Annotated in this window: 23 protein-coding genes; 1 reads left to right on the plus strand and 22 read right to left on the minus strand. The window is 43.4% G+C overall.

What is annotated here, in order from left to right:
- Position 1 precedes the first annotated feature (1 nt).
- The 20 genes from EAG18_RS08735 to EAG18_RS08830 form a co-directional block, all read right to left on the minus strand.
- Positions 2-862, minus strand: a complete 861-nt coding sequence (locus EAG18_RS08735; RefSeq protein WP_125252002.1) for a MinD/ParA family protein — start codon at positions 860-862, stop codon at positions 2-4.
- Positions 855-2,330, minus strand: coding sequence for a flagellar biosynthesis protein FlhF (gene flhF, locus EAG18_RS08740; RefSeq protein ID WP_125252003.1), 1,476 nt, complete (start codon positions 2,328-2,330; stop codon positions 855-857). The genes EAG18_RS08735 and flhF overlap by 8 nt, the downstream gene beginning before the upstream one ends.
- Positions 2,331-2,349: 19 nt before the next feature.
- Positions 2,350-4,452, minus strand: coding sequence for a flagellar biosynthesis protein FlhA (gene flhA / locus EAG18_RS08745; protein ID WP_125252004.1), 2,103 nt, complete (start codon positions 4,450-4,452; stop codon positions 2,350-2,352).
- A 72-nt stretch (positions 4,453-4,524) separates the two neighbouring features.
- Positions 4,525-5,655: a flagellar biosynthesis protein FlhB gene (gene flhB, locus EAG18_RS08750; protein WP_125252005.1), complete on the minus strand. Its 1,131-nt coding sequence runs from the start codon at positions 5,653-5,655 to the stop codon at positions 4,525-4,527.
- Positions 5,656-5,670: 15 nt separating this feature from the next.
- A complete protein-coding gene (fliR, locus tag EAG18_RS08755; RefSeq protein WP_125252006.1) occupies positions 5,671-6,450 on the minus strand; it encodes a flagellar biosynthetic protein FliR in 780 nt (259 codons plus the stop codon).
- Between the two features lie 2 nt (positions 6,451-6,452).
- Positions 6,453-6,722, minus strand: a complete 270-nt coding sequence (gene fliQ / locus EAG18_RS08760; protein ID WP_125252007.1) for a flagellar biosynthesis protein FliQ — start codon at positions 6,720-6,722, stop codon at positions 6,453-6,455.
- 1 nt (position 6,723) lies between these two features.
- Entirely contained in the window at positions 6,724-7,461 is a 738-nt protein-coding gene (fliP, locus tag EAG18_RS08765; protein ID WP_125252008.1) for a flagellar type III secretion system pore protein FliP, read from the minus strand.
- Entirely contained in the window at positions 7,454-7,891 is a 438-nt protein-coding gene (gene fliO / locus EAG18_RS08770; protein WP_343327575.1) for a flagellar biosynthetic protein FliO, read from the minus strand. Before fliO ends, fliP begins: the two co-directional genes overlap by 8 nt.
- Before the next feature lie 17 nt (positions 7,892-7,908).
- Positions 7,909-8,307, minus strand: coding sequence for a flagellar motor switch protein FliN (gene fliN / locus EAG18_RS08775; RefSeq protein WP_125252010.1), 399 nt, complete (start codon positions 8,305-8,307; stop codon positions 7,909-7,911).
- A gap of 67 nt (positions 8,308-8,374) precedes the next feature.
- On the minus strand, positions 8,375-9,469 hold the full coding sequence (gene fliM / locus EAG18_RS08780) for a flagellar motor switch protein FliM (protein WP_125252011.1): 1,095 nt from the start codon (positions 9,467-9,469) through the stop codon (positions 8,375-8,377).
- A gap of 10 nt (positions 9,470-9,479) precedes the next feature.
- Positions 9,480-10,004: a flagellar basal body-associated protein FliL gene (gene fliL, locus EAG18_RS08785; RefSeq protein ID WP_125252012.1), complete on the minus strand. Its 525-nt coding sequence runs from the start codon at positions 10,002-10,004 to the stop codon at positions 9,480-9,482.
- A 43-nt stretch (positions 10,005-10,047) separates the two neighbouring features.
- Positions 10,048-12,075 carry a flagellar hook-length control protein FliK gene (locus EAG18_RS08790; protein WP_125252013.1) on the minus strand — a complete coding sequence of 676 codons (2,028 nt, stop codon included), beginning with the start codon at positions 12,073-12,075 and terminating at the stop codon, positions 10,048-10,050.
- A 132-nt stretch (positions 12,076-12,207) separates the two neighbouring features.
- Positions 12,208-12,654, minus strand: coding sequence for a flagellar export protein FliJ (gene fliJ, locus EAG18_RS08795; RefSeq protein WP_125252014.1), 447 nt, complete (start codon positions 12,652-12,654; stop codon positions 12,208-12,210).
- Positions 12,654-13,985, minus strand: a complete 1,332-nt coding sequence (fliI, locus tag EAG18_RS08800) for a flagellar protein export ATPase FliI (protein WP_125252015.1) — start codon at positions 13,983-13,985, stop codon at positions 12,654-12,656. The genes fliJ and fliI overlap by 1 nt, the downstream gene beginning before the upstream one ends.
- 70 nt (positions 13,986-14,055) lie before the next feature.
- Complete coding sequence (gene fliH, locus EAG18_RS08805; RefSeq protein ID WP_125252016.1) at positions 14,056-14,871, minus strand: flagellar assembly protein FliH; 816 nt, start codon at positions 14,869-14,871, stop codon at positions 14,056-14,058.
- Positions 14,872-14,874: 3 nt separating this feature from the next.
- Positions 14,875-15,915, minus strand: a complete 1,041-nt coding sequence (gene fliG / locus EAG18_RS08810) for a flagellar motor switch protein FliG (RefSeq protein WP_125252017.1) — start codon at positions 15,913-15,915, stop codon at positions 14,875-14,877.
- On the minus strand, positions 15,908-17,626 hold the full coding sequence (gene fliF / locus EAG18_RS08815) for a flagellar basal-body MS-ring/collar protein FliF (protein ID WP_125252018.1): 1,719 nt from the start codon (positions 17,624-17,626) through the stop codon (positions 15,908-15,910). The genes fliG and fliF overlap by 8 nt, the downstream gene beginning before the upstream one ends.
- 20 nt (positions 17,627-17,646) lie before the next feature.
- The gene (gene fliE / locus EAG18_RS08820) at positions 17,647-17,979 is read right to left on the minus strand and encodes a flagellar hook-basal body complex protein FliE (protein WP_125252019.1); all 333 of its coding nucleotides are present in this window, start codon (positions 17,977-17,979) and stop codon (positions 17,647-17,649) included.
- Positions 17,980-18,234: 255 nt separating this feature from the next.
- Positions 18,235-19,605, minus strand: a complete 1,371-nt coding sequence (locus tag EAG18_RS08825; RefSeq protein WP_125252020.1) for a sigma-54 dependent transcriptional regulator — start codon at positions 19,603-19,605, stop codon at positions 18,235-18,237.
- Entirely contained in the window at positions 19,602-20,702 is a 1,101-nt protein-coding gene (locus tag EAG18_RS08830; protein ID WP_125252021.1) for an ATP-binding protein, read from the minus strand. The genes EAG18_RS08825 and EAG18_RS08830 overlap by 4 nt, the downstream gene beginning before the upstream one ends.
- A 182-nt stretch (positions 20,703-20,884) precedes the next feature.
- Here EAG18_RS08830 and EAG18_RS08835 point away from each other — a divergent pair, with 182 nt between their 5' ends.
- Complete coding sequence (locus EAG18_RS08835) at positions 20,885-21,487, plus strand: DNA-3-methyladenine glycosylase I (protein WP_125252022.1); 603 nt, start codon at positions 20,885-20,887, stop codon at positions 21,485-21,487.
- 287 nt (positions 21,488-21,774) lie between these two features.
- On the opposite strand, the gene EAG18_RS08840 is transcribed toward EAG18_RS08835, so the two are convergent.
- Both EAG18_RS08840 and EAG18_RS08845 read right to left on the minus strand, forming a co-directional pair.
- On the minus strand, positions 21,775-23,214 hold the full coding sequence (locus EAG18_RS08840) for a sigma-54 dependent transcriptional regulator (protein ID WP_125252023.1): 1,440 nt from the start codon (positions 23,212-23,214) through the stop codon (positions 21,775-21,777).
- A gap of 145 nt (positions 23,215-23,359) precedes the next feature.
- Entirely contained in the window at positions 23,360-24,145 is a 786-nt protein-coding gene (locus EAG18_RS08845; protein WP_125252024.1) for a flagellin, read from the minus strand.
- Between the last annotated feature and the right edge of the window lie 39 nt (positions 24,146-24,184).

The raw sequence follows: 24,184 nt of genomic DNA on the forward strand, positions 1-24,184 counted from the left end.
ATCACCCGTTTACAAGTTGTTCAATAAAAAATTCTAAATGACCAGAAGGCTGATGAGGAATTGGCCACTTAGCCGCTCTCGTAGCTAAGCCTTTAATAGCAACAGCTGCAGGAGAGCTTGGAAATAAATCAACGATAGCCCTTTGTCGACGTGATGACTTACGCATATTTTCATCAAACGGTACTGTCGCGACAAGCTCTAGAGCCACGTCAAGAAAACGATCGGTCACTTTTGATAGTTTAGCAAAAAGTTCCTGACCTTCACGCATGCTACGAACCATATTGGCCACTATTTTAAAGCGGTAAACTCCATGTTCTCGACTTAATACTTTAATTAATGCGTAGGCATCTGTAATGGATGTCGGTTCATCACACACTACCACGAGTACGTCTTGAGCGGCACGAGAAAAACTCAACACCATATCCGAAATTCCGGCTGCAGTGTCAACAATTAACACATCAAATTGTGTATTTAGTTCACTAAAAGCTCTTATTAACCCAGCATGCTCTGCTGGAGTGAGCTCAACCATATTCTGAGACCCTGACGTAGCTGGTACAATTTTTATACCTGCAGGCCCTTCAACTAGAATTTCATCTAGTTCACACTCTCCTGATAAGACATGTGATAAATTCTTTTCGACTCTTAGACCTAGCATCACATCACAGTTTGCCAAGCCTAAGTCCGCATCTAAAACAAGAACACGCTGTCCTTGCTGACCCATAGCAATAGCGGTATTGAGCGAAACATTGGTTTTTCCCACTCCCCCTTTGCCGCCGGTCACGGCTATGACTTTTACACCCTGGTTGCTACTTTGACTCATTCTACGCAGGCCACTTGCTTGATCTAAAACTGTGTTAATCATACATTCCTACTGACTCTGACGCTACAGGTACACGCCGAGAGTGCTGTGCTTTTATTCTTTTTAAATACAGTTGCTCAGCCTTTTTTACTAGCTTTTGAGCATTTGCTACACGAATGTCCTCTGGCACTCGCTGACCGTTGGTAAGATACCCTATTGGCAAGCGATTTTGAATCGCTATGCTAATAATCTCACCTAAACTTAGACTTTCATCAAGTTTTGTGAAAATACAGCCACTTAAATTTACTTTTTGGAAGTGTCTTACCGTTTCTTGCAACACGTTCATTTGTGATGTCGCACTTAACACTAAATAACTTCTAATATCAACTCTTGCGCTACGCATAAGTGTATTTAACTGTTCAGTTAAGCGCAAATCTCTTTGACTCATTCCTGCCGTGTCTATTAATACTAGACGCTTATTGCGTAAATGATAGAGCACTTCTGCAAGTTCATTTGCATCTTTTACTTGCTTAACTGGACAGCCGATGATTCTACCATAGGTTGCTAGTTGCTCGTAAGCGCCAATTCTGTAGGTATCTGTTGTAATAAGTGCAACTTTATCTGCACCGTATTTTTGGGCGCCCAATGCTGCAAGTTTTGCCACTGTCGTTGTCTTACCTACACCAGTCGGGCCAACCATTGCAAAAACGCCACCTTGACGCAAAATATCATTGTTGGTGGTGTGCATCTGATTTATGACCATATTTAGGAGTGCGCTCCACGCCTCTTTTCTTGATACATCATCTGGAATGAAGCATGCCATTTGTTCAGCAACTTCTTTATCAATCCCCATCCCCTCCAGACGGTCTACAAGACAAGCTCGTGTCGGATCGCGACGCGCCATTTCTTGTTTCATTAGCCCAGATACCTGATGCTCTAGCAGCTGGCGAATTGAGTTCATCTCTTCGCGCATTGCACTCATTTCATCTTTTTTGCTATGAACCTCAGTTAAATCATCACCAAAGCCATTATCGAGGTCATCAGATTCTCCCCACGGCTTCGATTGCTCTGTGGCTTCATCTTCAAAGTCAAAAGATTGACGATGAGTTTGTGGCGCTGACCTGTAAGTAGGCTTCGCCTCTGGTTGCATCTTGCGTTGGTTGCCTAGCATCTGTTCTGTGTCAATGCCTGACTGCGAGAACATAGAGGCAAGCTCTGGTGAGCGAGGACGTGGAGCTTGACGCTCCAAAAGCGCCTCTAAGCTGTCAGCTACCTGAGCCTGCTTAGCTGGTTGTGCTTGACGAGGCTCTGGTCGCACAAAACGCGTTTGTGTTTCTTTTGGTGCACTAGCTCGGCCAGTTGTAGGTTGTTGCACCGGTGCAGCTGTGCGGTCATTATCAATTGCAGCAACAATTTCAACACCATCAGCCAGCTTTTTGTTAGACATGATGACAGCATCTGCGCCAAGCTCTTCTTTAACTTCATTTAAAGCCGTACGCATATCTTTTGCAAAGAAACGTTTAATTTTCATGTTACAGCCCCTTTATCCTCTATTGTCCTACCGAGCTTACTATCTTGATTTGTCTCTCTTCAGGCACTTCTTGATACGACATCACTCGTAAACCTGGGATAGTGTGTTTAACAAACCTAGACAATACACTTCTTAACATACCTGAGGTTAATAAGATGGACGGCTCACCTAGCATTTCTTGGTTATGATGTGCTTCTTTTAATGACTCTTGAAGCCTCTCTGCCAAGCCAGGTTCTATGCCTGCCCCCTCATCACCTGCGTTCTGAAGTGACTGATGCAACATCTGTTCCAACTCAGGTGCCAATGTTATGACAGGGATTTCATCGTCTCCTCCAACAGCATCTTGTACGATTAATCTACGTAGGGAAATTCGCACTGCAGCGGTTAGTACATCAGGGTCTTGACTGCGAGGGCCATACTCGACAAGTGTTTGCACAATTGAGCGCATATCGCGAATAGCAACGCCTTCATTAAGTAAATTTTGTAATACCTTAACCACCGTAGTCAAAGGCAGGATATCGGGTACAAGGCCTTCAACTAAACGAGGGTGACTTTTAGCTAGCATGTCTAAAAGGTTTTGTACTTCTTCATGGCCAAGTAACAATGAAGCATTATTTGTAAGCAGCTGACTGATATGAGTGGCAACTACAGTTGCTGCATCAACAACTGTATAGCCAAGAGAGTGCGCCTCGTCCTTCTGATCTGGCTTAATCCATACAGCATCCAATCCAAATGCTGGGTCTTTGGTTTCTATGCCCTTAATTGGGCCAAATACTTGCCCTGGATTAATCGCCAATTCGTCACCATGTTTTAGCTCCCCAGTGCCAGAGCCCACTCCCATCAGAGTAATATTATAAGCATTAGGGTCTAATTCTAGGTTATCGCGAATATGTACTGGTGGTACTAAAAAGCCCAATTCTTGCGAGAGCTTCTTACGAACTCCTTTGATCCGACTTAACAACTCACCACCTTGTGCCTGATCAACTAGCGGGATCAAGCGGTAACCAACTTCTAGACCTATTACATCGACAGGTTGAACATCGTCCCAGCCAAGCTCTTTTTGCTCTTGCTGCTGCCCACCGTTTGCCGAAGAACCTTTCGCCGATTGTTCTGCCTTTTCAATTTCGGCTTTTTTCTTCTGCTGGCTGGTGTAGTAAGCGATGTAACCCAACAAAGCCCCTAAACCCAAAAAAGCAACGTGAGGCATGCCTGGAACCAGACCCATCGTAATTAAAATACCAGAAGCAATCGATAGTGATTTTTCATTACCAAGCTGACTCTTAAACTGATCGCCCATGTTGTGCGATTCATTTTGACGGGTAACAACTATCGCGGTACCAATAGACAATAATAATGAAGGGATTTGTGCGACCAGGCCGTCCCCGATAGTTAGCATGGTATACACTTCCATCGCACGACCAAAGCTTAAGTCATGTTGGATCATGCCAACAAAAAGACCACCAATAATATTAATTGCTAAGATCACTATGCCAGCAATCGCATCACCTTTAACAAACTTACTGGCACCATCCATCGAGCCATAAAAGTCAGCTTCACGTGTCACTTCATCACGGCGAGTTCTTGCTTCGTCGGCAGAAATAAACCCTGCATTAAGGTCAGCATCAATCGCCATTTGTTTACCAGGCATTGCGTCAAGTGTAAAACGTGCGGATACTTCAGAAATACGGCCTGCACCTTTGGTAATAACGACAAAATTAATGATGATGAGAATAAGGAATACAACCAGACCAACGGCATAGTTACCACCAATAACCACACTACCAAATGCCTCAATTACTTTACCTGCGGCATCACCACCATTGTGCCCTTCAAGAAGCACCACTCGGGTACTTGCAACATTTAATGCTAAGCGCATTATTGTGGCTATCAATAGTACTGCTGGAAACATACCAAACTCTAATGGCTTCATGGTGTAAACCGTCACCAGGAGCACCACCAGCGCGAGTGCTATGTTAAAAGAAAATAAAATATCGAGTAAAAAAGGTGGTAAAGGTAAAATAACCATACCCAACGCAGCTAATACCAACAGAGGTGTCCCCACCCCCTTAGCGTATTCTTTTTTATCTCGATTGAGTTGCTGTAAAACTGCTTTAAATTCCATAACTTAACACATGCAAAAATTTGACACAGATAAATCAATGCAATATGTATTCCAGCTTGAAATCAAGATTAACTAGTGCTTAAGTTCATTAGGTATTGGTAGGTTTTTGCTTAAGGCAGTTGGCCGTTTGCCTTTGCCTTTTTGAAAACGGTTAAGTTGAAAAACGTAAGCTAGCACTTGAGCAACTGCTGTAAATAATTGCTCTGGAATTTGATCTCCGATCTCTGTTGTATGATAAAGAGAACGAGTCAATGCTGGAGATTCAACGATGGGTACATCTCGGCCAATTGCAATCTTTCTTATCTGCATCGCCAATTCATCAACCCCTTTTGCCAGAACAATAGGCGCTCCAGCCCGCTCAGTATCGTATTTTAGCGCGACAGAATAGTGAGTTGGGTTTGTTACTACAACATCTGCATCTGGCACATCCTGCATCATCCGCCGCTGCGACATTTCTCTTTGAGTACGGCGGATCCGAGCTTTTATTTGCGGATCACCTTCGGCGTTCTTATATTCATCCTTCACCTCTTGTAAGGTCATTTTTAGTTGTTTGTGATGATTATAACTTTGGTAAGGGGCATCAATCGCGGAGATCACTATCATAGTGCAGCTCAGAGCTAAAAACATCCACGCGATAATCTCTAGCGCATGCTCAATACTTGAGGGGATCTGCTCTATACTCAAATGCAATATTTCATAAAAATATATTTTAATCAATAAGATAGCAAAGCCGGCAACGAGTACAAACTTTAGTATTGATTTTAACAACTCTATTGCAGCTTGAGGCCCAAGCATGCGTTTAATGCCTTTCATTGGTGACATTTTACTGGCTTTTGGTGCTGCTGCCTCCCATGAGAAATTAAACCCACCAAGCAACGTATTCCCCACTATTCCAGCAATAGCGATAATAAAAACGAACATAGCCATCGGAAAGAGTAATTCATCAGCAACATCTGCCCAAACCGCAAACATTTTTGTCGTATCGTACGTTTCATTGCGATTTAACGATAGCATCCGGCCCATCACGTTGTAGAGCGCTTTGCCAATCCCAGGTCCATACAGCAACAATGCTATTGCAGAAAATAACAAGACAAATGTCGTCCCGAGCTCTTTTGAACGCGCCACTTGTCCTTTTTTTCTTGCCTCACTAATTTTTTTTGCTGTGGGCTCTTCGGTGCGCTCTTGACCTGAATCTTCTGCCATCTTTTACTTACACCTCTATACCGTACAACCGATAAGGTTACACATTAGCTCTGTCATTTTTAGCCACTGAAATTCAAATTGTGCTAAAAAATTGCCTAAAGTAGCCCAAATAATCGTTAAACCGGCCACAAGTGTAAACGCAAAGCCGACTGAGAATATATTCATTTGCGGAGCTGCTCGGGTCATAATCCCAAACGAGATGTTGATAACCAACATAGCGGTTAGCGGAGCCAAGGATAATGCAAGCGCAGTTGAAAACATCCACCCTCCCCAGTTGACAATAAGCCAAAAGTTATCAACTTTCCACCAATTACCAGCAATGGGGAAGCTCTCAAAGCTGTATACAACCATCTGGATCATCATGAGATGTCCGTTGTAAACAAAAAACAGCAGTGTTGCTAAGATTAGATAAAACTGACTGACCGCAGGTACGCTTAATCCATTGGCGGGGTCGACAACTGACGCAAAACCAAGGCCCGTTTGCATCGCCAATATCTGGCCGGCAATAATGAAAGTATTTAACAATAGTAGTGACCCAAATCCTATCGCAATACCTGTTATCATTTCCTGAATAACAACAAAAATCATAGAAAATGAAAATAAGTCGGTAAATTCCGATTTGGGTAAAGCGGGAACGACTGCAAATGTAATAACAACGGCAAGCGCAAACTTGATCCGCGCGGGAATACTTTGTGCTCCCAACCCTGCCATTACCATGATCATCGAGCTTATACGCACCAGCGGCAGCAAAAAGTCGCTCAACCACTGCATGATCACTGCAAAGGTAAACTCCATGATTAACCCGCTATTTCAGGGATTCGCATCACGAGTAGGTTAAAGTAGTCCATCAGGACTTGAGTTATCCAATGACCTCCAGCAATTAGTGCCATAATTGTGATAATAAGCCTTGGCAAAAAGCTGAGCGTTTGCTCATTGATTGACGTCGCCGCTTGAAACACCGCAACCACTAGTCCAATTAAAAGCCCAGGTATCACTATAGCAGACACTAACTTTATTACGATAAACAGCGCATCACTCAAAATATCAACGAAAACTTCTGGTTCCACGTTACACCCCCAGCCCGAAGCTTCGCGCGAGCGTACCCATCACTAAGCCCCACCCATCTACCAATACAAATAACATAATTTTAAATGGCAAAGAGACAATCATAGGTGAAAGCATCATCATACCCATGGCCATTAATACACTCGCGACCACCAGGTCGACAATCAAAAATGGAATAAAGAACATAAAGCCAATAATAAAGGCAGTTTGTAGCTCAGAGGTAACAAAAGCGGGGATTATCACAATAAACGGGGTGTCTTCTGGACTATCTAATTTGTCATAGCCGGCAATTTTTGCAAATGTCTCTAAATCTTTTATCCGTGTTTGCGACAACATAAAGGCTTTCATTGGCTCTTTTGCCCGCTCTAACGCCTGTATAGATGTGATTTCTTCTTTAATATAAGGCTGAACGGCCTGATCATTAATTTGTGAGAAAATTGGCGCCATAATAAATAATGTCAAAAACAAGGTTAACCCTAGAAGGATTTGATTAGAAGGAGACTGTTGAAGACCAATAGCTTGTCTTAAAATTGCTAACACAACGATAATACGCGTAAAGGAAGTCATCATAATAACAGCCGCAGGAATAAAACTTAACGCTGTCATTATTGCTAATACTTGTAGCGTGACAGAATACTCCTGAGAGCCATCGGGATTGGTCGTAACGTTTATCGCTTCGATGCCTTCGGCGCCAACAGTGCCAGAGAAAATAAGTAAGCAGAGTATCAGCAATCTAATCATGATTTGTCTTATTGTTGTTATTTTCAGCGCGACCTTTTCCTGCCAAGAATTTCTGTAACTCATTGGCAAAAGGCGTTCGATTAATATCATCAAGTGGTGTTTCTAATTGATAGAGATAATTGATATTGTTCGGCGTCACTCCAAGCAGGTGGTGTTTATTGTCCAGTTCAATAACTAACAACCTCTCCTTGGTGCCAAGCGAAACACTACGGATCACTTTGAAATCTTTTTGGTTGACCATATTTGGATTCAAGCGCTTTAAGATGAAAGCGAGCCCTAACACCAGTCCAATGACCAGTATTAGTGACAGTCCCATAGAAAGTAGCTCAGCACTTAACCCAGAGGCTGCTGACCCAACTGGCGTTACCGTCGCGACAGATGATGGTGCCGCGTTAGCGGTTGTTGTAACCGCTAAACTAAATAAACTCAAGTACCCACCTATTTGCATCAGCGTAGCTTTTTAATACGCTCAACTTGGCTTATTACGTCGGTTAAACGAATACCAAATTTATCATTCACAACTACAACCTCGCCATGTGCAATGAGTGTTCCGTTAACTAGCACATCTAGCGGCTCACCTGCGACACGATCCAGCTCCACAACAGAGCCTTGGTTTAGCTGTAAAAGGTTTCGTATGTTTATTTTTGAACGACCTACTTCCATTGAAATAGTGACTGGAATGTCTAGGATCGTGTCAAGTTTCCGTTTTTCATCTGACGATAAGGCAGTGCCAGAGTCTTTCAGCTCATCTAATTCAGCAACTTCTGGCTCGCCATCGTTGTCAGAGCCTTCTGCTTCAGCTAATGCTGCAGCCCATTCGTCCATAGTATCTTGATCATCGCTCATTGATTACTACCTGATTAAATTTATTTTTACCCACAACTGGCGCCTCATGATAACAATCACCCAGAGACTACCAGTCTAAATCAACACCTTCTGATAGGTGCAAATCCTCTTCAAGCTCAGCAAGCTCTGCGTCTGAATCCAGCTTTTTACCACCTTTGGTAAATACATGAAGTTCAGATTTAACAGACTCTGGGCGCTTAATTTTTTCACTGATCTGCAATGCAACGTTATCGCGAGACCGTCCCATTTTAGCTCTAAAGGTCGGCAACTCTTCAACAAATACCGTTACATGTTCAGGCATTTCAACTGGAATAACATCCCCGGCCTGTAACTTCATTATCTGCTCTAATGACAAATCTACTTCGAGCAATTGTGATGAAATTTCTACTTCCACGTCCATTATCTCATCGCGTAGTGCCTTACTCCAGCGCAAGTCTGTATCTTCGGTATCAGATTGTACACCAGCGTCAAGCAACTCACGGATAGGTTCAAGCATTGAGTACGGGAGTGAAATGTGAAAATCGCCGCCACCGCCATCTAATTCAATATGAAATGAGCTGATAACAACAACTTCTGTCGGCGATACGATGTTCGCCATCGCTGGATTCACCTCCGAGTCTAAGTACTCAAAAGACACATCCATCACGGGTGCCCAAGCTTCTTTATAGTCTTCAAAGATGATTTTTAGTAGCATTTGAACGATACGTCGTTCTGTCGGCGTAAACTCCCGTCCCTCAATCTTGGCATGATAGCGGCCATCTCCCCCGAAGAAATTGTCTACCAAAATAAATACTAATCGTGCTTCCATGGTAATTAGGCCAGTCCCTTTTAATGGCCTGAACCTCACCATGTTTAGACTAGTAGGTACAAACAAGGTATGAATATACTCGCCAAACTTGAGCATCTGCACGCCGTTAATAGACACTTCAGCGGTACGTCGCATCATGTTAAAAAGGCTGATCCGCATGTGGCGTGCAAAACGTTCGTTAACGATCTCAAGTGTCGGCATGCGCCCACGCACAATCCTATCTTGAGATGAAAAGTCGTATTGTAAGGCGCCGGCACCATCACCGTCTTCACCATCTGCGATTTCGTCTTCTTCGACTTCATCTACACCATGGAGTAGCGCATCAATTTCGTCTTGGGATAATAAGTCGCTCACAAATACTACCTTATTGCATTACAAAGCCGGTAAATAACACGCGCTCAATCACTTTACTACCTTCAACCCCTTCCATTGCTGCTTGCACTTTGTCAAGTGCAGTCAACCTTAGCGTTTCCTTGCCAGCACTGGTGCTTAACTCATCAGCGGTTGTCGTTGAGAACACACTAAGCAGTGTCCCCTCAATCAGTGGGATATGTTTTTTGGCAACTTCTTCGTTGACATCTCCACGCACCAATAGCTGCACTTTTATTTGCACAATCCTATCGCGGCTTGCCCCGGGTACATTGAAAACAAAAGGTCTTGGCATCGCGACATACAACGCACTACCAATTTGCGCTGAGTTGCCTTGCTCCGCTTTCACTTCACTTGCTGTTGTTTCTTCAGCGAGCGTTTCCTCTGGCGCATCTGAGCCTGAAAATAGGAAAAATCCGGCAACACCACCGAGCACTAAAACGGCAGCCGCAATAATAATAATCAGTTTCTTCTTCGAGCCACCTGTTTCTTCTATTTCTAAGTCAGTTTCTTCAGCCATAGCAAACCCTTATATTCTTTTGTAACTACAATAATAGCAGGTGTTAGGCATAGTAATCTATTGCAGAATCAGTATTTCTCTGCGGTGAAGCTTGTACATTTTGTGCTGTGTCATCACTACTACCATGTCCAGCTTGTCTACCAGCACTACCCGAATTTCCTTCAGCATCACCATCGCTCTGCCCTTGTTGCTGATGAGATATTTGGCTATCTCCTAACTCAATCCCTTGTTCTGCAAGCATTTCTCTCAATCTGGGCAAGGACTGCTCTAGTAACTCTTTTGCCTGTTGATTTTGCACAACGATATTCACTTGAGCTTGCTCTGCATCACTTTTTATTCGTATCTGCATTGCCCCCAACTCAGGAGGATCAAGTCTGATCTCAGCCTCTTTATTGTTTAGGTTCAACATCATACCAACTCGCTGATGCAGCTCCTTGACGGCATCTTGACGCGCAATGTTGATTGCCTGTTGAAGGTTAGCATCAGTTGCAGGTTTTGTCTGTGCTGTTGATTGGTTTGAAGACTGTGTTTGTTGAACTTGCTGAACTTCTTTTAAGGTTTGGTTTAAAGAGGAATTATCCTGCTGTGGTGTTTGAACAGGGCTTGTTTCTTGCTTTAGTGCTGCTTGCGTAGTTGCGGCGAAAGGCTGACGTTCAGATTTGAGCGCTTCCTTATTTGAATGCGCTTCAACTTGCGCTGAACGACTTAACTCTTTTTCTGCTAGCTTTTCGATAACTTGCTTATCGGTATTTTGTTTTTCTACGTTCTGTTTTTCAAGTACGCTGCTTTCAACATCTTGTAACTTTTGATTCTCACGATTTTGATCTACATTCTGTTTTACCGAGGTAGGGATATCTTTCCCCTCTTTAAGGGGCGTCGTTATTACCTTTTCCTTAGTAAGTTGTGTCTCAGAAGTCACAATATCATTAACTGATGTTTTCCCCTCTGACGTCACATTCTCAGAGTTTAGCGACTGAACAAGAGGTTTGAGCTGTTCTGGCGTCGTTACGCCAGAGCGGTTTCCTAGGAGCTGTGCTATTACTTTTTGAACACCTGGAGAAGCATCATAAACATCCAATTTACCATCAATTACCGCTTTTAATTGTTGTTGTTCTTGATGGGTCAACTTTGCAATTATCTGAACTTGTTGTTCACCACCTTTTGCTGCACTTTTCTTGGTATCTATAGCTACTGTAGCATTCGATTCAGTAGCTGACTCTTTCAACTTCGCTTTACTCTGCTTTTCATCAGCAAGCAAGTCATCATCAGACGTGGTAGATTGAGTGCTTTGTACTTTTAAAACGGCTTCATCGGTACTATTTTTCAGTCCTATTGCCGCTTTACTCCCTAAGTCTGCATCATCAACTTTATTGTTTTGTAACGCGCTCTCTACCCCTTTAGTCGCAATGGCAGTTGCTACAGTTGACTTCTCAAGTTGATCCTCAGCATGTTTCTCAGGCTGGCTTTGCATTGGCAGCTTGTCCATACTTTGAGCTTTTGGATCTGTTCTTTGCTCTTTGCCAGTCGAAATGAGCGTACCATCTATGGCTGAAACAGGTTTAGTTTGCTCCTTTTGTCCCTGCACCTCTGCGTCTTCTGTCAATTTTGCACCAGAAATACCATTAGACTCTTTCTCTAGCGCTTCTTTGACAGATTGCGCTACTAAACTTGGATGCTGCAATGAAGTATCTTGCTTCTTTGATGCACTGATTTGTGTGTATAAATCATTATCTGGTAAATCAGGTAACACTTCGCCTGACATCTCTGAAGGTATACTATCGCCTTGATACTGAGATAGCACAGCACCTTCTCCCCCCTTTTCTTTTACTGATGGTGTAACATTTTGTTCAGACTCAGCTAATTCCTTAGTGACACCAGACCCCAAGTCTGATAAAGCATCTGAATCGACTTGATCTTGAGCAGACTTATCGCCTTGATGAGTTAGCTCAGCCATCAATACGCGAAACCCAGTTTCACCCTCTTGGCTATTAGCGTCCTGCTCTGAGGCTTTACCTTTAACCTCAACTTCTTGACTGCCTCGTTGCAGCATAGATGCAAGCATTACATTCATTATTAAGCTACCTCAAAAAGTGGCAATATACTGCCGTTGTAATTAACGCTAACACGCCTAAAAGCCGCATTATTAAGCATTCACTACATAAATTTGAAAACGTTTTAACTACTTTGCATATTTCGAGCCAACCTACCAAGAGCGTGCTCTTCGAACAAATTGGTTGGTGGCAAACTCATCCAGCATTCTTTGCTCTGCTTTGGCTAATTTTTGCTGCTGTGCCAACGCTTGTTTCTCTATTAGCTTTTCAATGGCTTTGGTTTTCGCTTGTTGCGCTAACCACAATTTACGGCGCTGCTCAACGACTTGTTTAGCAGTATTCACGGTTTTCGCCTGCTGATCTATCGCCTGTTCAATCTTATTAATAAAGTTATGATATTGATTGAAACCACCACTCGTTAAACCAACCTTTGCCTTATTGTGAAGCTGCATACTGTACTCCATCCGAAAATCGTTGAGCCCAGATAATCTTTGTTGGTTGGTAGTAAGATGTTGCTGTGCTTGCACAAAGTTTGCGCGCAAGTTATCTTCTTTGTCTTTTTCTAATTTCAGCAGTAGGTCTAATTTATTGTTTGCCATTATGCTTGTCCCAGAAGCTGCGCAAGGTTTTGTAGACACTCATCATAGTTGATAACGTCTTTCATTCCTTGCTGTAAGAAATTATTGACCGCAGGCATCATGTTTATCGCCTGATCTAACATTTGGTCACTACCTTTTTGGTAGGCACCAAGTGTGATCATATCTTTGTTCTGCTGATACATGGAGTAGACTTGCTTTAGCACTCTAGCTTGCTGCATATGCGCTTCAGATACAACTTGTGGCATAACACGGCTAATGGACTTTTCAATATCAATTGCTGGGTAATGCCCACTATCCGCAAGTTCTCTCGAAAGTACTATATGACCATCTAATATCGCACGAGCAGCATCCGCGATTGGGTCTTGCATATCATCGCCTTCACTCAATACCGTGAAAAATGCGGTAATTGAGCCTTGTCCTTCACCGCCATTACCCGCTCGCTCAACCAATGCGGGTAGTTTTGCAAACACCGAGGGGGGGTAACCCTTTGTGGCTGGCGGCTCACCTACCGCGAGTGCAATTTCCCGCTGCGCCATGGCATAACGCGTTACAGAGTCTAATAGTAGTAAGACATTTAGGCCTTGATCGCGAAAATACTCAGCGATTGTCACTGCGCTTTCACAGCCTTTAAGGCGCATTAAAGGTGAAGCATCCGCCGGTGCGGCAACCACCACAGAACGTCGCCGCCCCTCTACGCCAAGTATTTCATCAATAAACTCTTTAACTTCCCGCCCACGTTCTCCTACAAGGCCAACAACGATAACATCAGCTTCACTGCCTCGGGTCATCATGCCAAGCAATACTGACTTACCTACACCACTACCTGCAAACAAACCCATACGTTGACCTTGCCCAACAGTGACAATAGAATTTATGGCTCGTACCCCTACGTCCATTGGGGAGTCGATCGGTCTTCTAGCAAGTGGGTTTATCGGCGCCGCTGCAAATTTCAAGTGCTGCTGGGCATCTATGGCACCGAGGCCATCAAGAGGGCGGCCTAAGCCATCAACAACACGGCCAAGTAGCTCCATACCGACAGGCAGACCTGAATCTTTCACTTTGGGAATAACGCGGGCGCCAGGAAGCACACCAGTAATATGATCGTTAGGCATCAAATAAAGCGTATCTTGATTAAAGCCTATCACTTCAGCGTCAATGAAGCCGCCGAGTGTTTCAATTTTGCACTGACTGCCAATAGGTGCATTCAGTCCTCTTGCTTCCAGCGTTAACCCAACCACTCGAGTCAGGCTACCTGCAACGGCCACGCCATAAGGCTTTACAAACTTTTTGTATTTACTGATCCGCTCGCTCAAAGCAGCTGATGTAGACATTTCGTAGTTACCTATTTAGATGCTCCCCTCAAATGTTTACGAACAACAGGCAATGAGGGCAAGTTCTTATTTACGGGTTTATACCACTGTCTAGCAAAAATGATTCCAATACTTCACTGATGCGGTTTTTCAGTGTCATATCAATTGATGATTGTGGTGTTTTGACCTCACATCCCCCTCTATCTAGAGTTGGTTCAGGGATCAGCTGCCAATGCTGTGATTCGATGTGTTCCGCACCATACATAGATTGTACTAACTCGAGATCTTCTGGATGCAGATGTATTCGCACCGTTTGCTCTTTAACTGGTAGCGCATCCATTGCTTTTTTCAATGCGTTCAAAATAAGCTCAGGGCTGGTTTTCAGTTCTTTAAAAATGACTTGCTCTGCCAATAAATTGACAAGATATACCAGTTGCTTTTCACACTCATCATCAACACGTGTAAGTGGCGATTGCATCTCGTCTAATAAGCTTGAAAGTGCTTTCATGCGTTCTTCGATAATTGGTTGTGCTTCTTCGATGCCCTTCTCTTTCCCTATCTCAACGCCTTCTTTATAGCCAGCTTCTTTACCTTCTGATACGCCTTTTTCAAAGCCCTCAATATAACCTTGCTCATGACCTTGTTTGATACCTTCGTCATAAGCATCTTGGCGAATTTGTTCAAGCTCTTCGAGTGTTAGCGTCGGAAATTCAGGCTCTTGTGGCTCAGGCTCTTCGTGAACTTGTTTCTTACTATAGAGCTCCTCCAACGGCGTGCCAAACGCAGTCGATCGCCCTCTAAATTTCTCTGGTTTATCAGACACATCTGGTATTGGCCAGTTTTCTAGCAATTCATCTAATGCTTCGGTACTGACAGGGCGACCTTTATACAGCTTTTTATCGACCATGGTTTACAAGAACTCCTCACCACCACCACCACCAAGCATGATTTCGCCTGAATCGGCCAAACGTCTCGCGGTAGCAAGAATTTCTTTTTGTGCTGCTTCAACTTCACTTATCCTGACAGGCGGCATAGCTTCTAAGTCATCTTGCATCATTTCAGCTGCGCGCTTGGACATATTTTTCAATATCTTATCTTTCAGTGAGTCATCAGCGCCTTTAATCGCTTTCATCAGTACATCTTGCTGTACTTCACGCAAAATTGCTTGGATCCCTCGGTCTTCTACATCCATTAAATTCTCAAACACAAACATTAAATCTTGGATTTGTTGTGACATCTCTTCATCATGTTCGCGTATAGAATCCATCAGCTGGCCTTCAACGTTAGTATCAAGATAGTTCATGATATCAGCGGCCGCTTTTAAGCCACCCATTTTCGCAGCTTGCGCGCCAGCTTGGCCGGCAAATTGTTTTTCCATAATTTCGTTCAGCTCTTGTAACGCCGCAGGCTGAACTTCTTCTAAGTTGGCGATTCTCATCGTTAAGTCTAAGCGCACTTTCTCGGGGAACTGAGACAATATTTCCGCAGACTGCTCCGGCTCTAGGTAAGACAAAACAATGGTTTGGATCTGCGGGTGTTCATTACGAATGATATTTGCAACTTGCTTAGAGTCCATCCATTTTAATGAATCCAAGCCTTTTGCCCCTGAACCCATTACTATTTGATCTATTAAGCTTGCCGCTTTATCTTCGCCAAGCGCTGCAGTCAGTGCTTTTTTGATAAAGTCTTCAGATTGGAAGCCTATGGTACTAAAGCTTTGTATTTGCTCAATAAACAAGTTATGCACTGCCGCAATTTTAGCTTGTGATAAGTCATCCATAGATGCCATCGCCATTCCCACCTTTTGTACCTGTTTTGGTTCTAGGTGTTTTAAAATTTGAGCTGCATCTTCTTCTGTCAAACTAAGCAGTAAGATGGCGGCTTTATCAACGCCATCTAATTTTTCAACGTCAAAGGCCGCGGGTAATTGTTTTTGTTCTTCATCAGTCATCTTCGGTTAACCACGCTTTCACAACTTGTGATGAGAGTTCAGGTTCATTCGCAACAAGGGCACGTACAGCTTTTAGTAGGTCCTCATCACCATGTAAGTCTGGCAATTGTAATCTACCGTCTGATGAGAAGCCAACTGCTGACTCGTCGAAATCGTTATTTAGCATATCTAACGTGCTATCACCTAGGTCAACACCGCTGGTTAAAGCATCTTCATCAAAATCTTCTAGTGTATCATCTGGGTAAATTAGACGTTTAAGCATAGGTCGTACCACTGCTAAGATTAGCACAATGATAACTAACGTTCCCGCAACTAAGCGAATGGTTTTTTGGAACCAATCTTGTTCCCACAGTGGTAACTCTTGCATTTCCATCAAATCTTCGCGAACGAATGGTACAGTAACCACTTCTAGTGCATCGCCACGCTGCATGTCAAAGCCGACACCGCCTTGAAGCAACCGACGGATATTGTTTAGCTCCTCTTGTGAACGAGGTACCATAGCCATATTACCTTCGGCATCTGGCTTGGGTAGGTAATCAACCGCCACACTCACACTAATCCTGCGAATAACGCCAGTTTGTTGACGCTTATGACTAATAGTCGTATCTAGTTCGTAGTTGCGGGTCGCTTCTTTTTGAATACTGCTAGGCGTAGTACCATTACCATTTCCCCCTTGACCTGCAACTTCAGGGATATTTGAGTTGACTGGAGGTTGGTTCGTCAGAGCACCTGGGATCCCAACTGACAGACCGCCAATATTGTTTTCTTCGTAAGTTGTTTCACTTCTTACTGCTGGTAAATCAGGGTTGTACCGCTTTTGTGTTTCTTCAACTGCACTAAAGTCCATCGTGAGATCAACTTGGGCTGTAAAATTGCCAAGACCCACTGTTGGGATCAGTATACTGTCTATCTTTTCTAGGTACTCTTGCTCTCGCTTACGTTCAATTTCGTACTCTTTTCTCGAGCGAGCAGCAAGCGAGTCTTGCGAACCTGAGTTTAGCAAGCGTCCATTTTGGTCAGTCACCGTTACCCGTGATGGCTCAAGCCCCTGTACCGCTGATGCCACGATATCTACGATGGAATCAACCTCCTCCCCTCCTAAGGTTCTACCACGCTTTAGCGTGATCACCACTGTCGCGGATGGCTTCTTCTCACGACGGGCAAAGACGTTCTCCTTTGGAATAGCTAACAGTACTTTTGCACGATTTACATCTTGCAGCTCTTCAATCGTTCTTGCCAGCTGCTGTTCACGACTATGCTTTAGCCGCTCTCTTTCCAGACGCTGGCTAACACCAAAACCCATATCCTGCATTAAAATATCAGTACCTGAGCTTGGGGATTGGGTAAAGCCATCACGTGCCATACGCAGCTTAACATCTTGATAATCTGAATCAGCAACTAAAATGGTATTACCGTCTAGCTGGTACTCAATTTTTTGTTGATCAAGGAAGTCTAACGTCTCGACTAGCTCTTCCGTGGGATATTTACCTAGCGGACGCATGTCTGGCTGGCGGGCCCAAATAATGATAAAGATGGCAATTGCTAAGCAAATAGCTAACGCAATAACCAGAGTAACCTGGCGCAACATATCGACACCGCTTAGCGCACTGAAGTAGCCAGACTTTTGCTCTTGTTGCTCATCCGAGCCGCTGTCGTTGTTCAGCGCTGCGTCGGAAAGTGTAAGATCTGTTGATTGATTAGTAGCCACGATTACTCTCCACAGTCACTTTATTAAACTGGCATGCTCATGATTTCTTTATAGGCTTCGACAAGCTTATTGCGTACTTGTACCGTTGCCTCAAAAGCGACCGATGATTTTTGTTTTGCGATCATCGCCTCAGCAAGAGAAACGCTACGATCACCCATCTCCACCGCCGTCACTTTTTTCTTTGCATCTTGTTGAAGGCCATGAACAGAATTAAGTGCATCAGAGAGTAAATCTCCAAATTGAGCTGAAGAAGATGCTGCTGTTTTAATTGGTTGCACAGTAGGCTGGGTATTTCTAGTCGCTTCTGCGGCCATCGCCTGCATTTCTTGGAATAGCGCTGATGATTGTACTTTCATGATGCTTTACTCAAAATAACTCTTGTTACCTTGATGAAAGCAGGAAACATGCCAAAATTAAAACACTTTAATTTCAGTTAGTTAAGTTGAAACTTACCCTGTCGAAAAATTGGCAGTCGGAGGAAAAGGAAGGTGCCAGAGAAAAGCAACAGCTTAGTTTAGGCTGATGTTGTATTAGCCTGATGTGTACAAATGAAGGTAAGCTCACATCCGACTTTTAAGCTCACCTTCAAGATATCTGAGCGACTCTTTCACCTAAGCTGGTAACGCAATACCTAGATCTCGCATTTTTGCTAACTTATAGCGCAATGTCCTCGGGCTCATGCCTAACACTTCAGCCACTTCTTTGCGCTTACCATTAAATTTGGCAAGCGTATCCAAAATAATTTGATGCTCTTTGTCCTGTAGCTCATCCTTATAATTGATGATGCCATCATCATTGGGAGCGTCTTCTGTAACGGACTGTGTGAGGCAAGTTTCTGACTCAACCAAAGACATCGGTGAAAAGTTTTCAATAAAAATATCATCTTCTGTGATTTCAAGGCCCTGAAACAATATCAAAGCACGCTGGATGACGTTATCAAGCTCACGCACGTTGCCAGGCCAGCTATGAGAATTTAACTTTTGCTTAGCACTAGTACTTAACTTAGGTGTTGGTTTACCCGCTTTTTGCATATGTCTTGATAGCAAGTGCTCAGCCAATACCGTGATGTCTCCTGCTCTATCTCTAAGCGGCAGCCATTCCAATGGGAAAACATTAAGGCGATAGTATAAATCTTCTCTAAATACCCCATCTTCAACCGCTTCTTTCAAATCTCGGTTACTGGTTGCCAACACCCTAACATCTAGTGTTATGGTTTTTCTACTACCAAGTCGCTCCACTTCCCGCTCTTGTAAAACGCGAAGTAATTTTGCCTGAAGCCCCAAATCCATTTCTGTGATTTCATCCAGTAATATTGTCCCTTTTTGCGCTTGTTCAAACTTACCTGGGCATGCCTGAATTGCACCTGTAAATGCGCCCTTCTCATATCCAAACAGGGTAGCCTCAAGCATATTTTCTGGAATTGCAGCACAATTAATTGCAATAAATGGTTCGTCAGCCCTGTCTGATTTATCATGAATATAACGGGCTAATACCTCTTTACCTGATCCACTCGGCCCAAGCACCATTACACTGGCATCAGACTTTGCTACTTTTGCAGCCAACTCAAGCAGCTTTATACTCTTTGGATCAGCGACGATAGGACCCTCTGTTTCTTTTTCTTTTTCAGGTAAGTAACGACCCACCATATTTAACAACACTTCAGGCGCAAAAGGCTTAGCCATGTAATCAATGGCTCCCAAACGCATCGCTTCAACCGCATCATCAATGGTCGCATAAGCTGTCATCATTAACACTGGCAGCTCAGGGTAGTTAAGCTTTATGGATTTCAACAAATCTAGCCCACTCATTGCACCCATTTGAACATCGCTTACCACCAAAGAAAACGTCTCTTGCTTGAGTAACAATACGGCTTGCTCTGCACTGTTTGCTTCGACACACTCAATGCTTGAAAGCTGTAACGTATCGATGAGCGCTTCTCTTAAGCCGGCATCATCTTCAACAACTAACACTTTATTACTCATAATTCCTCCGCTTTGATCAGTGGTAGTATCAGACTAAACTGTGCACCTAGACCTTTGATATTTTCAGCCCTGACAAACCCTTTGTGTGCATTTGCTACCGAGTTTACAACTGCCAAACCTAATCCTGTTCCTTGCGATTTGGTGGTAAAGAACGGTTCGAACAGCTTATCGACTAGCGCTTCATCTATACCTGGACCATTGTCTGTGACAGAAATACGCACGTGCTCGCCACAGGGCTCACGCTCTGCTTTAAGCTTAATGTGGGCGTCACTGCCAGTAATTTGAATACTGTTATGGATAAGGTTCTGAATAGCGCTCGCCAATGCAGTACGATTACCGAGTATCTCAATATCCGGCTCAGGCAAATCGGCTTCCAACTTAGCGTGATTAAGTTCAACCATAGCGTCAGCACCCGCTTTGACTTCACTTAGTAAATACTGCATAGAGACCCGTTCAACCACTTGTTGTTCGCCACTTTTTGCGAATAACAGCATGTCATTCACCTGATTTTCTAAATCTTTTAATCGTGACATCAATTTGTCATGAAACTTTTCCCGAGATGCTTGTGGTAAGTTTGTAGCGCCTAAATTGGCACCATAGAGCATTGCTGCTGACAATGGCGTTCTAACTTGATGCGCCAAAGAAGCCACCATTTTTCCCAATGCGCTTAGCCTTTGCATGTGAGCAACTCGACTCTGCAGTCGCCGAGTTTCTGTCAGATCAGTCATTAGGATCAGTTGCCCAGGCTCGGGCGCTAATGCTGTTATATCCAGCTTAATTCGGCGACCATCTTTAAGAGAGACCTCATGACCATCATCTTGCTGTGGCCTAAATGAGCGTTGAATAATACTGAACCACTTTTCTCCCTCGAGCGGCTCTCCAAGCATATCCATTGCTATCTGATTTGCTTTGGCAATCATCCCTTGACCATCTAAAACAATCACGCCTGCTGGCATAGTGTCAACCAGATGACCAAGCCAACTTGCTTGTTGTCGTAGATCGCTCAACTCACCCACATATGCTTCTTGAAGTAAGCAAGGGTTATAATGACCAGTAGTTGGTACAAACTGAGGATTAATAACATGTGCTAATGCCATTTTTCCGCTCTCTTAAAAATAAACTCATGTAGAAAAAGCAAAAAGCATTCCAACTTTATAATCCTTTAAAAACATGAAGTTAAAGAAGCATTGTAAAGAACAATTTATTGACACTGTATTTATGTACAGCCACATGTTAGAGTCCTAAAACTCGAACAATAAATAAGCTAAAGGACACTTTCATGAATAGACGATGCAGTTGGGTTGATCAAAGTAAACCCGATTATATTGAATACCACGATAAAGAATGGGGAAAGCCAGTACTCAATGACAAAAGCTTATTCGAGTTTCTGACCTTAGAGTCCGCTCAAGCAGGCCTTAGCTGGTATACCATACTAAAAAAACGTGAGGGTTATCGGCAGGCATTTCATAACTTTGATGTGCAAAAAGTCAGTCAAATGACAGAACAAGATATTGAAAGGTTATTGACGTTTGACGGTATTATTAGAAATCGAGCGAAAATCGCTGCCACCATCAATAATGCTAGGCACTTTATTGAGATCCAACAAGCCTTCGGCAGCTTTGCTCGTTATCAGTGGGGGTTTGTTGACTATCAACCCATTGTAAATAAAATGCGTGATAATCAAGACGCCGTTGCTACTAGCGAAGTCAGCGACAAATTCGCTAAAGACTTAAAAAAGCGGGGATTTAAATTTCTTGGTTCTACAACAGTATACGCGCACATGCAGGCCTGTGGAATGGTAAATGACCACGCAGATGACTGCTTTTGCAAACAGGCTATTATTGATAGTTATGCCTCTTTGGATTTTTCGAAAATAGAGTAAACGCTTAAAGTGGCACTTATTTCAGGACAAGTGGTTCGAAGTTATACCAATTTTCTTAATTAAGTGGTCTATTTTGAGGCGAGAAAATCTTGTCGATAACTCCGCTACCGCGTCCTGCTATCGCTAAGGTACCTACATCCATATAGGCAAGGCAAAAATTTTGCTATTTAGTTGTTCTAAATAAGAAATTTTTAACGCTGTTAGCGTCAGATTTACTCCTTCAAATTGAGCTAGTATTAAGTCAAATTGGTATTAACCATAGCAACTGTTAACTTCGGTGTAATAAGTTAATCGCGATTAAGATTGTACTTTTTCATTTTTTCTACCAATGTGGTGCGGCGAACACCTAAAATTTCCGCTGCACGCGCAACAACATAGTCATAACGTTCAAGCGCTTGCGTGATTAAATCTATCTCTAGTTCAGCTAGGTATTCTTTGAGCTCGATCCCCTCATCCGGCAACAAACCTACGTCTGCCGTTTGCGACGTAAAGTCTTGTACTAACGTATCCTCTTCATCGTCACTAAAGCCTTCGCTGAATAATTCATTAAAAGCATCTTTTTCTAACAATTCTTCTGGATATTCAGGTTCAAATGCTTCGACTTCGATGTAGCGATACTTTTGCGGTAGATCGGTGACATCTACAACTTTATCAGGGAACATAATCACCATACGTTCTACAAGATTCGCAAGCTCCCGAATATTGCCAGGCCAAGCATGTGCTTTTAAACTTTCTACTGCTCTATCTGTAAATTTGACCGAATTACCTGACTGTTCATTCACACGGCGTGTCAGCTCTTTCAGCAGTAGCGTAATATCTTCAGCACGCTCATTAAGTGATGGATTTTCGATTGGAAAAACATTGAGTCGGTAAAATAAATCTTCTCGAAACTTACCTTCTTCAATCATGGTTTCCAAGTTGCGGTGAGTCGCCGCAATAACACGAACATCAGCTTGAATTGGCTTTGTGCCCCCCACCCGCTCATAAGTTCGCTCTTGAAGGACACGTAGCAGTTTAACCTGCATTTGTAGTGGCATATCACCTATTTCATCAAGAAAAAGTGTGCCGCCTTGCGCCAATTCAAAACGCCCTTTTCGTGCTGATATCGCTCCGGTAAACGCCCCTTTTTCATGACCAAATAGTTCGCTTTCCAACAACTCCCCTGGAATCGCACCACAGTTTACTGGCACAAATGGGCCATGAGCACGCTTAGATAAAAGGTGTACATTACGCGCAACTACTTCCTTACCCGTTCCTGACTCGCCTAAAATCAGTACGTTAGCATCTGTTTTTGCCACTTGAGAGATTAAAAAGCGTACATTTTTAACCGCTTCCGTCTCTCCAACTAGGCCGTCGAAACTCTTATTTTGCAGCTTGTTTTCTTTATTCGGCAGCATCCGTAAGTATTGTTGACAGTCATGAAGCAACTGCATGGTGACTTCTTGGCTGAACGGTTCCGTGATGAGGCCAATAACATTGGGTAGTGAAAGCAATGGCCTAAGCGTCTCACCTATCAATAAAAAAGGCACTGCTGGGTGCGATTTGATCAAGGCTTCGTGAGAAGCGTGTTGTAATGCACCTAACACAAAAATCGGCTCTTGGTTTCTATCAATGATACTTGGCGCGTATTGCTCTTCAGCTAGCACGTCATTTGCCTGACCGACAAAGCTAAGCGCTGCGCCTAATCCGATCGCTCTTTTATTGTTGTTATCTAAGATCAAGACCATTGCTTGAGAACCAATCTACTAAAATTTCCAATAGTTAGATTGTAAGAGAGATTAAAGGGGATGCAATACCTAAGTGGCAATTTTTTGACATAAACGCCAAAAAATCGCCACCTGTACTGTTCTATATCAATACTTTGGTATTAATTTACAGTAAACCTAAGACTGATGATGCGGACTGATTTGCTTGGCCTCTCAATGCAATGGAAGCCTGCGATAGAATATCGTTAGCCACTTGATCGCTAACCGCTTGGGCGTAATCCGTGTCTTGGATACGACTTTGGCTTGCAGCTATATTCTCTCGTTGATTGCTTGCCGAGCGAATGGTACTAGAAACCGAATTTTCAAACGCCCCCAACTGCGCGCGCTGGCTGTTTAACTCTTTAGAGACTGTATCAGCAGCGTCAATTGCTGATTGCGCCCCAGCCTGTGTGGAAATATCTACACTGAGAATCGCACTAGCAAAGCCACCGTCGGTCTGCTCTAGACTCTGCGTCGTGTTAGCGTCGGGACCTACCTGGAAACTACGTGATTCACCGTCAAATATTTGTGCTCCACCAAACGTCGTGTTTTCAAACGTTTCTGTTATTTGCGTTTGAAGCTGAGACACTTCTTCTTGCAGTGCTTGGCGGTCGCTGTCTGTCAGCGCCCCATTTCCTGCTTGAATAGACAACTCTCGGATCCTAGAAACTGCGTCATTCACTCCTGACAGAGCAGAATCGGCGGTCTGCGAGTATGAGATACCATCATAAGCATTACGAATAGATTGACTGTACCCATCTTGCTGAGAAGTGAGCCTGTCAATAATTTGTAATGCGGCAGCGTCGTCGGCAGCTGAATTAACCCGCTTGCCCGAAGATAGCTGCTCGTTTAATTTGTTAGCCGTCTGCTCTGTTCGATTAAAAAAAGCAGCACTTTGTGATTGGATTTTCATATCTACCCCCATTCACTATCATTAGTTTTAATCTACGCT

Origin of the sequence: Pseudoalteromonas sp. J010, from assembly GCF_003934235.1 — a bacterium.
GTDB classification, from domain to species: Bacteria; Pseudomonadota; Gammaproteobacteria; order Enterobacterales; family Alteromonadaceae; genus Pseudoalteromonas; species Pseudoalteromonas peptidolytica.